Here is an 18177-nt window from a genome sequence, read left to right on the forward strand (position 1 = left end):
AATTTACCATGTGTTTAATTTCTATTATAATTATAAAAGCGTTCCAAATTGCTTTTATGTAGGTATTTAGGACATCTAATATAGGTTAAACGGACATTTTATACAAAAGGGGGACAAGCGCCATCGAGCATTCGAAGCATACACTTAAAGGGGATCTTTTTTTCCCGCATCATCAGATGCTTTATGTTAACCGAGTAACGGAAACTTTCCGGTTATCCCAGCATTCGCATGAGTTTATCGAGCTGGCTTATGTTGGGGAGGGCAGAGGGTTTCATTATATTGAAAATGAGGTTCATCGGGCAGAGCGAGGCCAGCTCTATGTCATCCCGATCGGGGTTTCTCATGTCTTTCGCCCATCGTCAGCCGATGACTCGAAAGAGCCGTTAATTATATATAACTGCATTTTCACTCCGCAGTTGCTCGAAAGCTTCCTGCCTGGCGTAACCGATCCGCCAATCGCGGCGTTTATGCAACTATTAAAAGATGAGGCGTACGAATTTGATTCGATCGTTGATGTCGATGCTTCGATTGAGAAGCTGTTCCTTGCGCTGTATCAGGAGTTTTCTTTACCGCAGAGCGGGTCCACAACTTATCTGAACAGTCTCCTGCTGCAGCTGCTTGTTACGATTTACCGATTGATTAACAGGGAGCAAAGAGCAGGGCTGCCGGCTGAATCCGCTCAACCGGACAGGTTTCTCCAAGTCCTTCTTTATATGGAGCAGCAGTATGCTGAAGAGTTGACGTTATCTCATCTGACGCAGAAATTTCAATGGAGCGAACGGCAGCTTCAGCGTTTGTTTAATCGACACACAAGTCAAACCTTTCATTCTTATCTGCAAAGCTTGCGTATCCGCAAAAGCTGCGAGCAGCTGCGCGATTCATCGCATAAGATTAGATCGATTGCGGAATCAGTAGGGTATAAGGATCAAAATTCGTTTATCTCCATTTTTAAAAGGATTGTCGGCATGACGCCGAGGAGCTATCGAAATCAGTTCGAGTGAGTCGCTAAACGGCGACCGCTTATGCCTATAATCGCAACAGAGGTCAGCAATAAGCCAGCGCATATGCCATACATATAAGAGTAGGACAAATGATCGGCAATCGTGCCCATCACGATGTTGCCAAGTACAGAACCAAGATCGGATACGGCAATGAACACACCGATTAACGTATTGCGGGAGGACATTGGCAGTACAATGGTCAAATACGTCACTAAATGGGGGTAGAGCAGTGCCATGCCTAACCCTATCAACATGGAACCCGCATACATGAATGAGGCTCCGCCATATACGGCTAGTGCCAATAGTTGTAAGCCAACAGCCATACTTAGCAGTAAGCCGACTAGAAAGCGGGGATGCCATTGGCCGTCTGAAGGAACTTTTTTGCGTAAGGCGAATCTGCAAAAAACCATCACGCCAGCTTGAAGCATCAAGTAAATGCCGGCATGACCGACACCGCTTTGTTTCGTATAGAGCGCAATAAACGTTGTAACAGCCCCAAAGGAGACAGAAGCAATCAGCATGGCTATACTGCATACGAGAAATGCACGATGGGTCCACAGTTGGCGTAACTGAGAAGACATGGAGCTTGCTTGCTGTTGCTCATCCTGAGTGACTTGCGAACCGGAGGGCAGTGGAGCCGTGAAGCCTAAGATACCTGTGGCAAGGGCAATAACGATCATAGATGTGGTGAATGCGTTCATTCCGCCCCAGTCCCACAAGGTCAATGCCAGAATAGGACCGATTACCGTAGGCAGCATGCCCGCTAACAAATACAGTGATATACCCTGAGAACGATCATTGTGGGCCAGCTTATCAACAATACCTAGTTGCAGCGATAAGGAGAAAAATGCGGTCGTTACCCCCTGCATAGCACGAAGAGCGAAGTACCATTCCAGCCCAGATATTGTATACAGAATTAGAATAAGGCCATTTGCAAGTAATAAAGCGCGTAAGACAGACAGCGGTCCGAAGCGCTGAACGATGCTGCCCGCCCACGGACGGAAGAGCATGCTCGTTATCATATAAGCGCCCATCATGACGCCGATTGCTGCATTGCTTGCACCTTGAGCTTCACTGCGCAGAGGCACAATGATATTCAAGATCGGATTCGCGCTAAAAAATAGAAAAGTAATGACGTATAGCTTGATAAAAGGTAAAGATAAGGGGCCGCTTTTGTTCATAGCGCCCGACATTCCGCTTTAACGGACTTGATTTTCCGGGCTCGGGGATGCTCAGCAAGGACGGATTGCAACAAAAGTTTCACAGCAGGATGTGACGATGTGAAAATCGATTCCTTATTTTCGAACTGCCCCACGAGCTCTCCCTGATCCATGACCGCTAACCGATCCGAAAGGGCGTAAGCAGCCTTGATGTCATGGGTGATGAACAGATAAGAAAGCCCAAATGATAGCTTCAAGTCATGCAACAATGCTAAGATTTGGCTTTGATTAACCATATCCAAGCTGCTAATCGGCTCATCTAACACGATGAGTTTCGGGTTCAGCGCAATCGCCCTTGCAATGTTGATTCTTTGCAGTTGGCCGCCACTGAATTGGTGGGGGTATTTCACCATGTCCGCTGCCTGTAGACCAACTCTCTCCAACAGCTCGCCGATCGCTCGCTTTTGTTCAAGCGACGACATGGAGTTGTAGTTGCTGAGCGGCTCTCCAATGATCTGTTCGGCACACATGCGTGGATTAACCGCCGAATAACAATCTTGAAAAACAACTTGCAGATCTCGACGAATCTTTCTGCGGGCTGTTGCATTCATGCTGTACATATCGTGCCCCATGAAGATGATCTTGCCTTGCTGTGGCTTCTCCAAACCAAGAATGACTTTGCCAAGTGTACTTTTCCCAGCTCCGCTGCTGCCCAATAGACCTAGACAAACGCCTTCATCGACAGAGAAGGAAATGTTGGAAAGGATTGGCGGTTGCTGGCGGGTTGAGCCAAATAATCGATTTTTCCTGTAAGTATGACTGACTTCCTGTACTTGCAACAAACTCATTGTTATTACCTCATTTTTAAAAGTTTACAGCATACTCGACCGTCTGCTCGTTAGACAGATTGGGCAGCTGCAACCTCGCGTTTAGCAATTTTTTGGTATAGGCATTTGCAGGGTGATCGAAAAGCTCAAAGACATTGGCTTGTTCGACAATTCTCCCATGCTGCATAACGATAACTTCATCGGCCATCTCTGCAATGACGCTTAAGTCATGAGAAATTAGCAAAATGGTTGTGCCACATTCCGATCGCAGCCGTTCCAGCTGGGTTAACACTTGCAATTGATTGACCATATCGAGTGCAGTTGTAGGTTCATCAGCGATGACGACGGCGGGTTTCAGGCACATGCACATAGCAATCATCACTCGCTGCAGCATGCCTCCGCTCAGTTGAAAAGGGTACATCTTGAGAATCTCGTAAGGCTGGGGCAATTTCACTTTGTCTAGAGAAACGGCTGCCAGCTCATAGGCTTCTTTTTTGCTCAGCTTGCAGTGCGTACGGATGGTCTCGATAAATTGATTGCCAATTGAATACACGGGCGTGAAGGCATTCATCGGATTTTGCCTAATAAAGCCTATTTCTTTGCCGCGAATGCGCCGCATCTCCTTTGGATCCAAGCCGTTAAGCTCACGGCCACCCAGTTGAATGCTGCCTTCGACGATGGTATGTTGATCCATCAACTGCAAGAGTGAATGGCATGTAATGCTTTTGCCGCAGCCGCTTTCGCCGACTAGACCGAGAATTTGCCCCTCATTTAAATCAAAATGAATATCATGAAGAAGCTGAAGCTGGCCTTGATCTGTTGTGACTTTGACGTTCAGCCCACTTACCTGCAAGACTTTGCGAGATGTGTCCATCTAAGGGCCTCATTTCTTGTTTAAAATCGTTTTGTTACCCCAAATTTATGCGATAGCGCTTCACCGAGCAGATTGAAATTAATGACGACAAGTAAAATAAAAAATCCGGGGTACATCATCAGTTCAGGATGGCTCCGAATGTAGCTCTTGCCCTCATGAATCATGGCGCCCCACTCCGGGGTAGGCGGCTGAATGCCTAAGCCAAGGAAAGACAGCGCAGAGATATCCATAATCGCCCAACCAATCTCAAGTGTCCCGATTACGACAATAGGGGGCAGAACGTTGGGAATGATGTGTTGTCTCATAATGGTCCATGGCGAGGACCCGCTTATCATAGCAGCCGTAATATACTGACGTTCTCTTAAACTGACAACAAGGCCGCGAAACATACGAGCATAGGTTACCCACTGAACAAGAAGCAGGGCAAACACGATCTGCATAATACCGGGACCTAGCATCGCTACAATTCCGAGCACAAGCACAAGGTTCGGAAAAGCCATAACGCCTTCACTGAAGCGCATGAGGAAGGTATCGATCCATCCGCCTGTGTACCCCGCAACCGTTCCAACGATTAGCCCTATGGTTAATGATATTATAAACACAAGGAAAACTAAGCCTAACGATATGCGAGCTCCGTACAACAGTCGGGATAATAGATCACGGCCCAAATGATCCGTACCTAATAAATAGTCAGAAGAAGGAGGCTGCAGCTTCAATGCCAGATTGACCTTGATTGGATCATGTGGTGCCAGCCAAGGTGCCAGAATCGTGATTAAGAAACAAAGCAGCAGGAAGCAAGAACACGCGATGATGGTCTTCCGACCTGAGAGAAGATTCTTCATAGGTTTAATCACGAATCGGTTCTTCCTTTCAAAGAAATTCGAGGGTCCATATACATTTGAACGACATCAACGATCAGGTTGCAAAGAAGGAATGCGCATGCAGCGAGAAGCACGTAGCATTGAACGACCGGAATATCTCGATTAAAGATGGCTTCAATGAAGTATCTGCCAATCCCAGGCCATGAAAACACTTGCTCTACAATAATCGTACCCGTGAGCAGCTTGCCGAAATTCATACCTAAGCCGGTAATGACGGGGGAGATGGCAATTTTCATTACGTGTTTAAGCATAATCACTTTTTCATGCAATCCACGGGTTCTGGCATACAACACATAAACTTCTTGCAATTGCTCCACAATGCTTGCCCGCAAAAGTCGACTATAGACAGCGATAAGTGCAAGTGACAGGGTTAGTGAAGGCAGGACTAGATGCTTCCAGCTTCCCATGCCATTAACGGGCAACCAATCCAATTGGACAGCGAAGAAAAAGATCAATAAATAGCCGAGCCAGAATTGCGGGATAGATGCGCCAAAATAGGAAAGTGCTTTGCTGAAATAATCCACCCAGCTATGGGAGTAAACAGCTGATAAATACCCCAGTCCTATGCTGACAACAATCGTTAAGATGATGCTGCTGAAAGCAAGCAGGAGGGTGGCTGGCAATCGCAGCGCCACCTCGTCCCATACAGGTTTATTGGACAGATAAGATGTTCCGAAATCAAGCCGGGCGATTTGGGTTAACGATTGCAAGTACTGCAAATAAAGCGGTTGATCCAGTCCCAGTTCGTGCCTCTTCTCAGCAAGCAGTTCCTCCGTCGGTTGAATATGCGAAGCGGAGAAATAAGCTTCCGCCGGGTCTGCCGGCGAAAGCTGAATCAAGATAAATGTAAGCAGTGTAGCGAAAATAACCAAAGGAATAATGGCGAGCAGTCGCTTCCCAATATAGCTACTTAATTCCATTGAAAGGGTGATCCCAACGGCTTGCAGGGAAGGTAACATTGGATAAGGATTTATTGTAAACAACGGTTTGTTTAATGTAAGAAATGGGCACGATGACGGACTGCTCATGCAGAGTTGTCAAAATTTCCGTATAAAGCTTCTTGCGTTCGAATTCATTCGTGGAGGCAAGTACGGTCTTTATCTTCTGGTCCAGCTCCTGCTTCATAGGAATGCGTGAGTGGGCTTCCGCTACGCCAAAGCTTGGTTCTTTCACAGCATTAATTAGCGTATGGGGATCATAAGGAACACCGGAATTAAACCAGAAACGAACGTCGAACTTGCCTTCTCGGAGCAGCTTCGTTGCGGTTGTTAATTCCACACCGGCTATGTTCAGCTTAACGCCAATCTCTCCCCATGCCGCCTGCACGGCTTCTCCCATTACTTTTTGAATCGGATCGGTTTTATCGTACACTAAGTCCAGCTCTAATTTCTTGCCGTCTTTTTCCCGAATGGTTTGCCCCGGAGCCAGTTTCCAACCAGCTTCATCCAGATATGCCATTGCTTTGGCTGTGCTATAATCAATCGGTTTAACTTTCAAATCCACGTACGGATAGTTGTTAGATAAAAGAGAATCGGCTTTTTGTTCTACACCGCCTGTAATACCATCCACGATGCTCTGTTTATTCACGCCATGTTGGAGAGCAAGACGCACCCGTTGATCTGCAAGCTTCTCGTTGGTGGAGTTCAACAATATATTTCTAGTACCTACCGGATCAGAGAGAGCTGTTCCATATTTGCCTGTGCCTTGCAGTTGTTTATAGGCATCCAGGCTGATCGCGCCTTCGCCGAATATCATATCCAACTCGCCTTTTTCAAAAGCTAAGACACGCGTTTCGCTGTCAGGAATGATTTTAACCGTTACCTTATCAACCTTTGGCTGCTCACCCCAATAATTAGGGTTTCTAGTGAATACGGTGTATTGATCTTGTTTGTACTCTGTAATCATCCACGGCCCTGTGCCTATTGGCGCTTTTAGACCTTTTAGGGTATCATCGCCTTCAGGGAAACCAGCCTCACCTAGGAATCGAAAAGGCCGAACTGTCGCCAAATCCTGTAAGGTTGGATAATACGGCTCTGAGAGCGTTAATTTAATCGTCTGTTCGTCAACAATTTCGGTTTTCTCCAGCACCTTTGCTATGCCAAGCCAAGCATGCGTGCTTTTGTTTTTCAGGATGGCATCGAAATTTCTTTTCACGATAGCAGCGTTAAATGACGAGCCATCCGAGAACTTAATATTTTTACGAAGTTTGAACGTGTACTCCTTGCCATCCGTGGAAATGTTCCATGACTCGGCAAGGTAAGGTTTAAGCTCTCCGCCTTCGTTATAGCTGACAAGCGGCTCGTACATCATCGATTGTGAAAACAATTGATTAGGGTAGTAGGCGTGAGGATTCGACGGGCCCAAATCTCTCATCCAGGAAACGGTGATCTCCTTTGGTTTCTGTGCAGGAGCTGCTTTATCGTTGGCTGCTGGCTCTGGTTTCGCGCAACCTAATACAGTGATAAGCAATGCGAATAGCACCGCTATTTTTGATAGGAAGCGAGTTGATTTTTTACGGATCATCGGATTAATTCCCCTTTGTATTGTGGTGATAATGATTATCATGCTCGTTTATATTATTTTGTTTTGCTATACTTAACAATGGAGAAATAGCTGTTTTTTTATTGGACAAAAAAGAGAAGATATCCCGAGACACAAGCAGGATGGGCTGGAAAAGGAAGGGAACCCGCACATGCATATATACGATATATTAGAAGTTAAAATCATAGATTTGTTGTCCAACAAGTTGGTTATACCCACGGATAGGACGGGTCATCGGATCATTTGCTTTGCCCGAATGGGAGGCAATCTTCGTCTGGCCGGACATATCCTCTATGCGGATCAAGGATCTTGTATGCTTCTGGCCCCAGGGGACAAGGCGGAAATAGAGATTAGCGGCGGAAGTGATCTGCTAGGAGCTGTGTATATGATTCGCTTCCATGCCTATGCAATGGGGGAGAAGGAACCGTCGATGGATATTGGGCCCTGTGTTCCCTATGAGACGAAGATTGATGTGATGCCATTGTCGCGACTTGTCGATTTGCTAGAACAGGTTGCTCAAGGAGCTAGCGATGGCTCGAGACATGAGTACGTAGAACGTTGTAAGCAGCAGATTCGTCTACAAGAGCTTCTTGTATTGCTTATGGAAAATGTCCAAACCATGCATTCTTTCACCGATGATACATCAGCTGTTCAACACACGATTAACTATCTCAATCACAACTATCGGGAAGAAATTACGGTTGAGCTGTTATCGCGAATGTCGGGTGTTGGTCGTTGGAAATACAGTGATTTATTTCAGTCGTTGATTGGCAAAAAACCGCTTGAATATTTGACGGAAGTACGCATTAACAGAGCCAAGGAGCTGCTTCTCCAAACGGATGACCCTTTACGCGAAATTGCTCGCCGAGTTGGCTTTAAGGACGAATATTATTTCTCCCGCAAGTTTCGGCATGAGATGGGGATGACCCCCAAACAATATGTCCGCTCAAAAAGCAACAAAGGGGTAACCAATGAACGAAGCGCAAGCCCTTTCACAAGAGTTGTGGCAGTGGGTGCTGTCCTTGGTGATTTATTGGCTCTAGGCATTAGGCCGATTGGTGCAGATATGACGGTAATTGGCAAAAAAGTCGTCTATCGCGAGGAATTGAACAACATCGCAGATGTCGGGCTCTTAGGTGAACCGGGCAAAGTGAAAGCGTTGAATCCCGATCTTATTGTATATAGTGGTTTCCGGCTCGATTGGATCGATAAGCTGTCCGATATTTCTCCAATCGTAGCTATTGACCGGTTTGAACATACGTATGATCGGCTTATTAAAGTAGCTGATTTATTCGGTAGGACCAACCAGGCGCGCAATTGGGTGGAGAGCCATAAGATGAGATCCACGGAGATATGGAAGCAGCTGTTTTCGTATCCTATGGATAAACGGAAACAAGCCACAATTTTTGTCGTGAACGATGGTGTTATCTATGTCATGGGAATGAGAGGTGTAGCGTTTACGTTATATCATCCATCATCTGCTTTCGAGCCTTCTGACAAAGTGAAAGATTTGATTGCTAGGAACATTCCATTCTTCGCTATTGAACATGAGATGATCAAGGATTACGAGGCTGACCATCTGTTTCTTCTTGTGGATGAGTGTAAGCGATCGAAGCATAAGGCGCAGAAAGTGACTAATCATCCTTATTGGAAATCACTGGGGCAAGATCACGTTCATGTGCTTGAAGCGAAATGGAATTTTGACGATCCGATTACGATGGATCGACTTCTCCCTTTATTGCCGCGAATTATTAAATAGAGGGCAGAACAAAGTCATTCATAAAATAATTAATTTGACAAAAAAATTGGTTTATTGCTACTATAGCAATATTACATATCTGATAATGAATATCATTATCATAAGAGTAAGTTGTTTTAAGAGAGATCATTCTCTTTTTTTGCGAAACTATTGAGAATGATTATCCCTATCAATTAACTGGGCTATTTCGAGAGGAGAAATGAGCACTAAGGATCAGGTTTAACAGCTACAGATTGATTTATACCAACAAGAATGCTGAAAAGGAATGTGAGACAATGAAGAAAAGCAAGTTAATATTTTTGAAATGTGTTTTGTCAGCTACTGTAATGACGTCCGCACTGTACGTCGGATATGGAGAAAAGGCGTTCGCTGCTCCTGTGTTTAGTCAATGGGGAGAAGATGGCGAAGAGGAGGGGCAATTCAGTTTTCCCCAAGGGATGGCGATTGATCAAGCAGGAAATCTTTACGTCGCGGATACAATGAACAGCCGGGTACAGAAATTCACATCAAATGGGCAGTTTCTGCAAGCATGGGATATTGACGGAATGGTCTTCGGAATGCCGCGGGCCATTGCGGTTGATCATAGCGGGCTTGTCTATGTCAATAATGGACAAGGTAACATTCGGGTATTTCAGTCAGACGGCACCGAACTGAGGCATTGGGATGATAGTAATTTTCTGAATGCCGGTGTATTGGGAATGGCAGTCGACCAACAGGGTAATGTGTATGTATCGAATGCCGGATTGCATCAGATACGCAAATATGATCCGATGGGTCAAACTTTGCTCACATGGGGAGCGCGTGGGGCCAATCCCGGTCAATTCAATGCGCCGTCTGGCATCGCGGTCGACCGCGATGGCACCATTTATATCGCGGACCCGGGCAACTTCCGCATCCAGAAATTCGATAACATGGGCCAGTATCTTGGACAATGGGGAGAGACGGAAAGCGCCGAACCGGGGAAATTCAGTTTTCCACAAGCGCTCACCTTTGATCAATTCGGAAATCTGCATGTCATGGAGACGAAGAATTATCGAATTCAAGTGCTTGATCCTTATGGGAAATCAATCAGGATGTGGGGAAAAGAAGGCTCAGCTCCTGGAGAATTTGAAGTTACATTCGGTGTTGCCGCCGACAATGCTGGGAATATCTATGTAGATGATTCCATGCTGCGCCGTGTGCAGAAATTTTCACTCACCTTGGTCAGCCCACAAATCGTGACAACTTCAAACCAAGCGACCGTCACATGGTCTGTGGTAGAGGGGGCAACCGATCTCGAACTTGAATGGTCGCAAGACGGAAAAAGCTGGAGCAAAAAAGCCTTGGCTGCCAATGAAACGCAGACAACGATTGCTGCATTGACAGACAATACAAACTATCAATTCCGCCTGAGCGCCAATTTTGCTCCAGGCTACAGAATGGCTTCCAATCTGGTGGAAGCTAGAACCGCGAACCTGCCAGTGCAACCGTCCCAACCGGATACAGAAGAGTCATCAACACCAATCACGCCACCTATTGAAACCAAATTGACTTCAACGAATGGTCAAATGACTCTTCCCGTGGGTACAATAGGCGAGGTTAGTCTTGAAGATAAGATCGGAATCTCGATTCCGGCTAATGCAACAAATAACGAACTGAAATTAACGATAGAGAAAGTCCTAAACCCCCAGAATATGCTAAATAATAAAGAGGTTTTGGGCAGTTCCATATTTGAAGTGCTGAAAAATTTCCCGGAAAACTTCAGTAAACCGGTAACGATAGCTCTAACATTTGATCCTACAAGTTTGAAGAGCAATCAATCGGTGGCTGTCTTCTATTATGAAGATGGGAAGAAAGAATGGATAGGTGTCTTCGGGGATAAGATCAACGGCAACCGCATTAGTGTGGAAGCTAATCACTTTGGAAAGTTTGCGGTACTCGTTGTTGATAAAGCTTCAGGGAAGCCAGTAACGAACCATCCAACGGAAACGCCACCGACAGAAAAGCCAAAGGAAGTTACGATTAGTGATATCTTTGAGCACTGGGCAGAGGCGAACATCAAGCAAGCAATAAGCAGTGGAATTGTCGCGGGTTATCCGGATGATACATTTAAACCGAATCATACCGTGACTCGTGCTGAATTTGCTGTCATGCTAATGAATACGTTGAAGCCAGAAGGAGCAGGAGTAGCAACGACCTTCTCAGATTCTGGCGAAATCGGAGCTTGGGCGCAGAAGGCGGTCGCGCAAGCGGTACAAGCCAGTATCATTAATGGCAATGAGGATGGCACGTTCCGTCCGAATGCAGAAGTTACACGAGCGGAGATGGCCGTGATGATAGCTCGCGCTATGAACTTGTCTATCGAAGCAAATGCCGCAACTGACTTCGCAGACGACAAGGATATTCCGACATGGGCGAAAGGCAGTGTCGCTAACGTGAAGCGAGCAGGTATTGTGCAAGGTAAAGACGCGAACCAATTCGCCGCTCAAGACCATGCAACAAGGGCTGAAGCCGTAACGATTCTGCTGAAAATGTTGGCTCAGAAGAGCAAGTAAAGAAGTAACGATAACAAGCTTGGACGGTCCTAGTGGACCCTCTAAGTTTGTTTTTTTGTATTTGGTTTCATGAGAAAGCCATGTACCCAAAAGGGTAGGTATTCAAAGTAACGAACGGCTATCTGGGTAAGTCTTACAACTAATAGTTGCAATAGCATCCTATTTGCTGTATTTTTAAATTAGTTGCAATAACATACTATTGAAGGAGGGGATCCTGTGAGCGAACATTGGAGGCAGAATGACAAGGACGCATCGGAATCGCACGGTCCATACATCTCAGCTATTTATCGACACATGCAGGTAGCGATCTCAGCCGAACTGGCACCCTATCGAATCGGAAGCGGACAGTATATTTTTCTGATGGCGATTGCGTTTCAGCAACCGATTACTCAGAAGCAGCTAAGTGAAAAACTGTTCATTGATAAAACGACTACCGCCAAAGCGATTACCAAGTTGGAAACAGAAGGTTATGTACGGAGGGAAGTCGATCCCGCCGACAACCGCTATCATCTGCTCTATTTGACGGACTCGGGACGTGAGGTTGTACCTAAGGTGCAGGAAGCGCTGGCCCGCGTTAAGAACAAAACGCGGAACGGTATTACCGATGAAGAGTATGACTTGTTACTAAGCTTGCTCACAATTGTGCTGCGTAATCTGACCAAATAAAAATTGAAGGGTGAGATGAAAAATGATTAACGAGGCATTCCCCTATGAGAAAAAGCGAACTCAAGTATTCGGATTAGAGATGGCCTATGTGGAGGAAGGAAGCGGTGACCCGATCGTCTTCCTACACGGTAATCCGACATCCTCCTATCTCTGGCGCAACATTATTCCTCATGCCCAGAAGTTTGGCCGCTGCATTGCGCCTGATCTCATTGGAATGGGAGATTCGGCAAAGCTCCCGGATAGCGGGCCTCACGCGTACACCTTTGACCAGCACCGCCGTTATCTTGATGAACTACTCAATCAGCTTGGCGTGGGCGAGCATGTGACCTTCGTGGTGCACGATTGGGGATCGGTACTGGGCTTCGACTGGAGTAAGCGCCATCCGGGCGCGGTCAAAGGGATCGTTTATATGGAAGCGATTATTAAGCCGCGCAGTTGGAGTGAAATGCCGGAGAATGGACGTAAGATCTTCCAAACACTCCGGACGCCGGAAGGGGAGCACATGGTGCTAGAGCAAAATTCGTTCATCGAGTTCAACCTGCCGGTCAACATATTGCGCAAGCTGACGGACGAAGAGATGGCACAGTACCGTCGACCGTTCCTGGAGCCGGGCGAAAGCCGCCGTCCAATGCTCAGCTGGGCACGCCAGCTTCCATTCGTTGGAGATCCGACTGATGTACCGGAGATTGTCACTGAGTATGGAGAATATCTGGCGCAAAGCGCTGTACCCAAACTGTTCATTCAATGCGACCCCGGCTTATTGCCGCAATCCCACATCGATTTCTGCCGTACATGGCCATCGCAAACCGAAGTTACTGTGCCAGGCCGCCACTATCCCCAAGAAGACGCACCTGATGAAGTTGGCGAAGCGCTTGCCGCATGGCTGAGAAATTTGCCAAAAGTGTCATTATCGGGAGGTTGAGGGTTGAGGGAACTAGGATCCGCTATTTCTCCATTTCCCGGTCGGAATTAGCATTTTTTGCTAAATAGCATACCTCAGTTCCCTTTCATGCTACTTTTACCCCGGTTCCCGCCAATTAGCGGATCATAGTTCCTTTTCACGCTACGTTCTGTGTTGCCGCAGAACTGGCAGATATGGTGAAGCGTTTTTCCCTTCCAAAGCTGGCAATGCACATAGGAATCAACTCTCTGGTCGTATCTAGTAACTTTTGGTCGAATCCACGTATTTCAGCGTGCCAACCGGCGCTAAAGCCCATTTGCCTTCGTGCGAAGGAATGTACCCATGTGAAAGTCACCTCAAAACAAAAAGAAAGCAGAGAACACTCCCCTTGCACCCCGTTACTTGCCGTAAGGCAGGGCTCTGAATAATCCAGTTTGAAAAGAACAGCTGCCTGTATAGAAGAGCACTTGACAGGCTCACTTTAATGATGCTGTAAATGGAACTCCGTGCAAAGAGTAGCAGGTTTCGTTTATACCAATTAATTCCTGACAAACGCGTATTATTGCCGCATGATGAGCCTTTTTCCTTTATGTGGTATCTCTTATTACGGACCAAAGGAATGCGATGATCTCGAAATATATAGGAATTAACCTATGAGGGGGTCATTTATCATGAGAATTCATTCAGGCGTTATAAAAGGTATCAAAATTACATTATTCAGTATGGCATTGCTCTATACAACATCTGTTCACGCTGATGAAAGTCCTTCGCCTTCTGTATATTTGGACGGTCATCCGCTGTCATTTCAGACACCTGCTGTGATTGAAAATGGATATAGCCTCGTTCCGATGCGCACTCTTTTTGAGGCTGAAGGTGCCCAAATTTCTTGGGACGAAAGCACGCGAACGGTTACAGCTAAGAAAAATAGTGATATATTTACATACCAAATCGGTGCAATGGCTGCTTATAAAAATCAACAACGACTAGAGCTGCCCATAGCCGGTAAAATTATTGATGGTTCTACAATGGTTCCACTCCGATTTATAAGCGAAGCGCTTGGTAATCTCGTGGCATGGCATGATTATTCCCGATCAATTACGATTTCGTCTGTTCATGACTATGAAACTGCGATTCAATACGGCGTCAACCTGCGCGACACTCCAGATACAGATACGACGGACGCCAGCGTGCTCCGAATGCTTCCCAAAAGCGATAAAATTCACGTAATCCGAGAAATGGACCCGAATTGGTTGGAGGTTCAAACCCAAGACGGTACAATTGGATTTATCTCTGCCGCTCCGATGTATTCCGATTACTTGAGCCAGTCGTTGGCTTCTAAGAAAGCGGAGGAGTTGATCACATTCGGAACCAAATTCCTAGGAACACCTTACGAATTTGGCGCCGCAACAGGTCAAAACCATACATTCGATTGTTCATCTTTTGTTAAGTATGTTTTCAGCGAGGTGCTGCACATTGATCTCCCGCGTGTTTCCTACGATCAGGCGCTAACAGGGAAAGAAGTTGGGATCGACGAAATCCGCAAAGGTGATCTCTTGTTTTTTAGCGCTCGCGGGCTTGATATTGGTCACGTAGCCATCTATGCAGGAAATAATCAGTTGCTTCATACCTATTCGAAAGACCTTGGCGTTCACATAGAGAATTTCGATGATAAGTGGAAGAAGCGTTTTGTTACGGCACGAAGATTATTCTAAAGGCAAGAGGACGGGCAGGGGATAATTCAGAAATAACTGGCATATTCATCGTGATGGATTTCAATTTTTATTGGTAACTGGTGGCCAACTTTATGGATACAAAGTGTGGATGTCTGGCAGGGTTACCATGGAATAACACTTCAGTGGCATGGACGCTTCTCGAAAATTAAGATGGACTAAGGGCCGAGTAAATCACGGATTTTTGGAATAATAGCCGGAAAGTATAAATTTGGGGTCCATTTAAAATATGAAACAGGACATCCTACACCGAATTTTCTTTAATGAGAATCGCTACTATGAAGCCTTTAAAAGCAAGCATAGCAAAAAGATACGTCCCGTAGTGCTGAATGAAAATCTGGAAATTTCGAGATTGTGGAGACCCGAAAAAAGGGTTTAAGCTGCTCGCATGTGAAGGGTGCCACGATCTTAAGGTGGTGCCCTTTTCGGTGCATGGGACGTTTCTGCACGACGTATTTATACGCAGAAACGGAAGAGTGGAGCCCGTGTCTTGTCTGAGGACGTATGTCAAGTCAACCATCGGCAGGTTATCTTGACCATCGACGAAGGTCTAAGAGACATGTTTTTGGGTTGGGGTGAGTGAAGCTAGCCCAGAATTTAAATGTTGGAGATTGACGCCAGTCTCCAGGCTTGGGTTGTAGGCGACCCCATCACAACGGAGTGGTTCGATGCGATGAGATGAGAATAAGGTAGCTGTGAACGTACTTATTTGTTCGAATTGCTGCTGGTTTGGAGGTATAAACAAGCTATTTGGCAGAATGAGATCCTCTAGCTTTGCTATCGCGTGGAGATAAGGGAAAGTTAAGCCGCGATACTAGAAAAATGTGTCAGGATAGCGAGTTTGAGGGAACTACAGTACGCTATAATTTTGAAAACGGCTATATTCCACGCCAGAGGGAACTATGATCCGCTATTGCACCATTTCCCGGTTGAAATCAGTAGGTTCCGCTTAATTAGCGGATCTCAGTTCCCTTTCAGGCTATTTTTACCCCAGTTCCCGCCAATTAGGGATCATAGTTCCGTTTCACACGACGCTCACAGTCTTTGTAAAGTAGGATCCGCTAGTATGAGTATATTGACAAGTGGGGTGAGCGGTTTGACTTTCTCCCAACAGGATGGACACTTGGCGGAAATGTTATCGAGCTCCGTGTGAAACAGGGGAAAAGCTGGAGATCACATCACATATCTCTAGTGAAACAAATAAACCGGATTCCTAAGCGTACAGGAATCCGGTTTATTTGCGTGAAAAATGGCTTAGTGTGCGAAATCCGCGGTTCGTTGACTAGACCCATCGTGTCTTATAGAAAAGGATGCGGATGCGGATTGAGTTGTCCGGCCTTCAGCGGCTTTTTCGCATATCCAAGCTCCGCCGGCACCCGAAGCGCTCTCTTCAGCCCCGTCAAGCGTTGCAAATGATGTCCGAACGTCATCGGCAGCATTCCCGGAATCAGAACTTTTACACAATGCAGCCCGTTTCGCAGCGTTTCCAGCGACGACTGATCCACCGCGATCACATCTAGGTTCAAGCGGCGGAACACCTCGATCATCTCCTTCAGATCATCGGTCAGATCCGCATGGTTTGCCTTACGCTTGAACTCCTCGTCAAACGTTCTGAGCGGACGCTGTCCGTCCAGCAAAAATTGCAGCCGTTCCTCTGCTTGCGGCAAACCGTACAGCATGGCATGATCCTCCATCTGCAATACGAGAAACGGATCGTCGAGCATTGGCTTATAATGTTCCATGCCTGCCTCAAATTTCTCTTGCAGGAAGATCAACCTGCCTGCCAATTCGTGAATGGCGCTTTTCGCGGCCCGTACTGGATCCAAATGAGCTCCCGCCGCACAGATAAGATTCACCTTCCCAGGGCTGACGCTTTTCGCGAGCGCCCAAATGCTCGGAATCCCATTCTCCATTGTCATGTTAAACAAATGTATATCGTATCCGGCAACTGCGCGCAACCTTTGGACCATAAGCAGCAGTTCCTGATCGTTAGCGGAGTAGGGGTCAAGGCGCGGGATAGGCAACTGCGCGTACCAAGTCATCAGGAACGAGTCGCGCTCAGCCACTTCTAAAATTCCGTACAAGATGGCTTCCTCCAAGCTTCCGCCTAACGCACACCCGTTGGAGCCTTCTTGAACAAAGCCGCTGCCGAAACCGGAACTGTAATAAGCGAGACTCTCTGGAACAAGGATCGGACGCTCCTGCACTAGCGAATAGCCCCATATCCAATCGATCGGGAGGTCGGGATCAAACGGTTCGAATGCGAAATCAGGCTGCGAGTACTGTTTCTTTGCATATAACCCAACCTTTTGAGGGGCGAGCGCATGATCCGCAACATGGTTGAAACTGTCATAAATTACGGTCCGTTTGCCACGGGGGGTTATACCGCAGTGTCGTTCCAATCCTTCCAAGATCGCGGTCAATTCGCTTTCCGCATAAGAAAAGCTGCGGCCTCCTGTTACTTCATCTCCCATCAGAAACGATGGCAGATTGACCGCCACCCCGGCAAACGGAGACATGAGGTCAAGCATCTTGGCATTAAAAACGCCGGTCCGGGAATCCATATAGTCTTTGGCCAAATGTTGTTTCAGGTCGTCTATCGGACGCCAGCGGTAACTGTCAGCGCTTATCTTCGGTCTCGGCTTGAGCGAAATGTTGGCCGCCGCCGATGAATCATCGGGCAAGCTGCCGCACATCTCACAGAGCGGGTCAGGCAGTATGAAATGGAGCGAGCTATCCAGAGTTTGCAGGTTAACGATATATATATGATCCTCCGTAAGGGCTCGGCTGCCCTGCAACACTCGCTGCGTCTCGGCAATCAGCAAGTAAGCTGTATGCCAAAGTCCTGATAGCGAAAATTTCACGTGTTGTGTGTCCCCTGGCGACGCCGTGAAACGCCTGTTATCTGCACACTGGGAGCATCCCGGCGTACCCGGACGAACTAGAGGCCCGACTATGCCCTCATCCATTGAAATAAAGCCCCTCAACCAAGGGATACCAGCCTGCTGCAGAGCCTCTTCAGCCTCGAAGTATCCGGAGGAAGGCCATTCATCGTGCAACACCACAACCAATCTCGCCGCTCTCGGTATGTCTGAAGTGAAATCTGTCTGTCGAACGACCTGACAACGGTCCAATAGCTCTTCGCATACATAGTCGGCCAATAAACCTTCTCCGACAACTGATATGATAGCATTCACGCAATTCACCTCATCTCGCAGCAATGTGCCCCGCTCGTTTCGGCGGGTTTCTCCGCTAAACTCCTCAAGGCATAAGAGAAGGAACTGCCGATCGGCAGCCCCTATG

At 46.8% G+C, this 18177-nt stretch carries 13 protein-coding genes and 1 pseudogene; 7 read left to right on the plus strand and 7 right to left on the minus strand.

The features are described 5' to 3' along the window. The first annotated feature begins 176 nt into the window (after nt 1-176). Nucleotides 177-1001 carry an AraC family transcriptional regulator gene (locus IEY34_RS21875; protein ID WP_189015099.1) on the plus strand — a complete coding sequence of 275 codons (825 nt, stop codon included), beginning with the start codon at nt 177-179 and terminating at the stop codon, nt 999-1001. On the opposite strand, the gene cntE is transcribed toward IEY34_RS21875, so the two are convergent. Genes cntE through nikA form a run of 6 tightly spaced genes read right to left on the minus strand, consistent with a single transcriptional unit; the run spans nt 989 to nt 7266 of the window. Next, entirely contained in the window at nt 989-2182 is a 1194-nt protein-coding gene (gene cntE, locus IEY34_RS21880; RefSeq protein ID WP_189015101.1) for a staphylopine family metallophore export MFS transporter CntE, read from the minus strand. The genes IEY34_RS21875 and cntE overlap by 13 nt on opposite strands. After that, on the minus strand, nt 2179-3009 hold the full coding sequence (gene nikE, locus IEY34_RS21885) for a nickel import ATP-binding protein NikE (protein ID WP_189015103.1): 831 nt from the start codon (nt 3007-3009) through the stop codon (nt 2179-2181). Before nikE ends, cntE begins: the two co-directional genes overlap by 4 nt. 16 nt (nt 3010-3025) lie before the next feature. Beyond that, nucleotides 3026-3862, minus strand: a complete 837-nt coding sequence (locus tag IEY34_RS21890) for an ABC transporter ATP-binding protein (protein WP_189015105.1) — start codon at nt 3860-3862, stop codon at nt 3026-3028. Between the two features lie 20 nt (nt 3863-3882). Further along, nucleotides 3883-4716, minus strand: a complete 834-nt coding sequence (nikC, locus tag IEY34_RS21895) for a nickel ABC transporter permease subunit NikC (protein ID WP_373291310.1) — start codon at nt 4714-4716, stop codon at nt 3883-3885. Then, a complete protein-coding gene (nikB, locus tag IEY34_RS21900) occupies nt 4713-5663 on the minus strand; it encodes a nickel ABC transporter permease subunit NikB (protein ID WP_189015107.1) in 951 nt (316 codons plus the stop codon). The genes nikC and nikB overlap by 4 nt, the downstream gene beginning before the upstream one ends. Then, the gene (gene nikA / locus IEY34_RS21905) at nt 5650-7266 is read right to left on the minus strand and encodes a nickel ABC transporter substrate-binding protein (protein ID WP_189015109.1); all 1617 of its coding nucleotides are present in this window, start codon (nt 7264-7266) and stop codon (nt 5650-5652) included. Before nikA ends, nikB begins: the two co-directional genes overlap by 14 nt. Before the next feature lie 169 nt (nt 7267-7435). On the opposite strand from nikA, the gene IEY34_RS21910 reads away from it, so the two are divergent. The 6 genes and pseudogenes from IEY34_RS21910 to IEY34_RS38155 form a co-directional block, all read left to right on the plus strand. Next, entirely contained in the window at nt 7436-9043 is a 1608-nt protein-coding gene (locus IEY34_RS21910) for a helix-turn-helix domain-containing protein (protein ID WP_189015111.1), read from the plus strand. A 275-nt stretch (nt 9044-9318) separates the two neighbouring features. Beyond that, nucleotides 9319-11577, plus strand: a complete 2259-nt coding sequence (locus IEY34_RS21915; protein ID WP_189015113.1) for an S-layer homology domain-containing protein — start codon at nt 9319-9321, stop codon at nt 11575-11577. 216 nt (nt 11578-11793) lie between these two features. Further along, nucleotides 11794-12243, plus strand: a complete 450-nt coding sequence (locus IEY34_RS21920; RefSeq protein WP_189015115.1) for a MarR family winged helix-turn-helix transcriptional regulator — start codon at nt 11794-11796, stop codon at nt 12241-12243. A 22-nt stretch (nt 12244-12265) separates the two neighbouring features. Further along, complete coding sequence (locus IEY34_RS21925) at nt 12266-13165, plus strand: haloalkane dehalogenase (protein WP_189015117.1); 900 nt, start codon at nt 12266-12268, stop codon at nt 13163-13165. A gap of 650 nt (nt 13166-13815) precedes the next feature. After that, entirely contained in the window at nt 13816-14856 is a 1041-nt protein-coding gene (locus IEY34_RS21930; protein ID WP_189015119.1) for a stalk domain-containing protein, read from the plus strand. Nucleotides 14857-15103: 247 nt separating this feature from the next. Further along, nucleotides 15104-15442 (plus strand): annotated as a pseudogene (locus IEY34_RS38155) (transposase zinc-binding domain-containing protein); the annotation flags it as partial. A gap of 730 nt (nt 15443-16172) precedes the next feature. Here the strand turns inward: IEY34_RS38155 and IEY34_RS21935 are convergent. Next, nucleotides 16173-18071, minus strand: coding sequence for a TOMM precursor leader peptide-binding protein (locus tag IEY34_RS21935; RefSeq protein WP_189015121.1), 1899 nt, complete (start codon nt 18069-18071; stop codon nt 16173-16175). Nucleotides 18072-18177: the final 106 nt, after the last annotated feature.

Source organism: Paenibacillus marchantiophytorum, from assembly GCF_014640555.1.
GTDB classification, from domain to species: domain Bacteria; phylum Bacillota; class Bacilli; order Paenibacillales; family NBRC-103111; genus Paenibacillus_E; species Paenibacillus_E marchantiophytorum.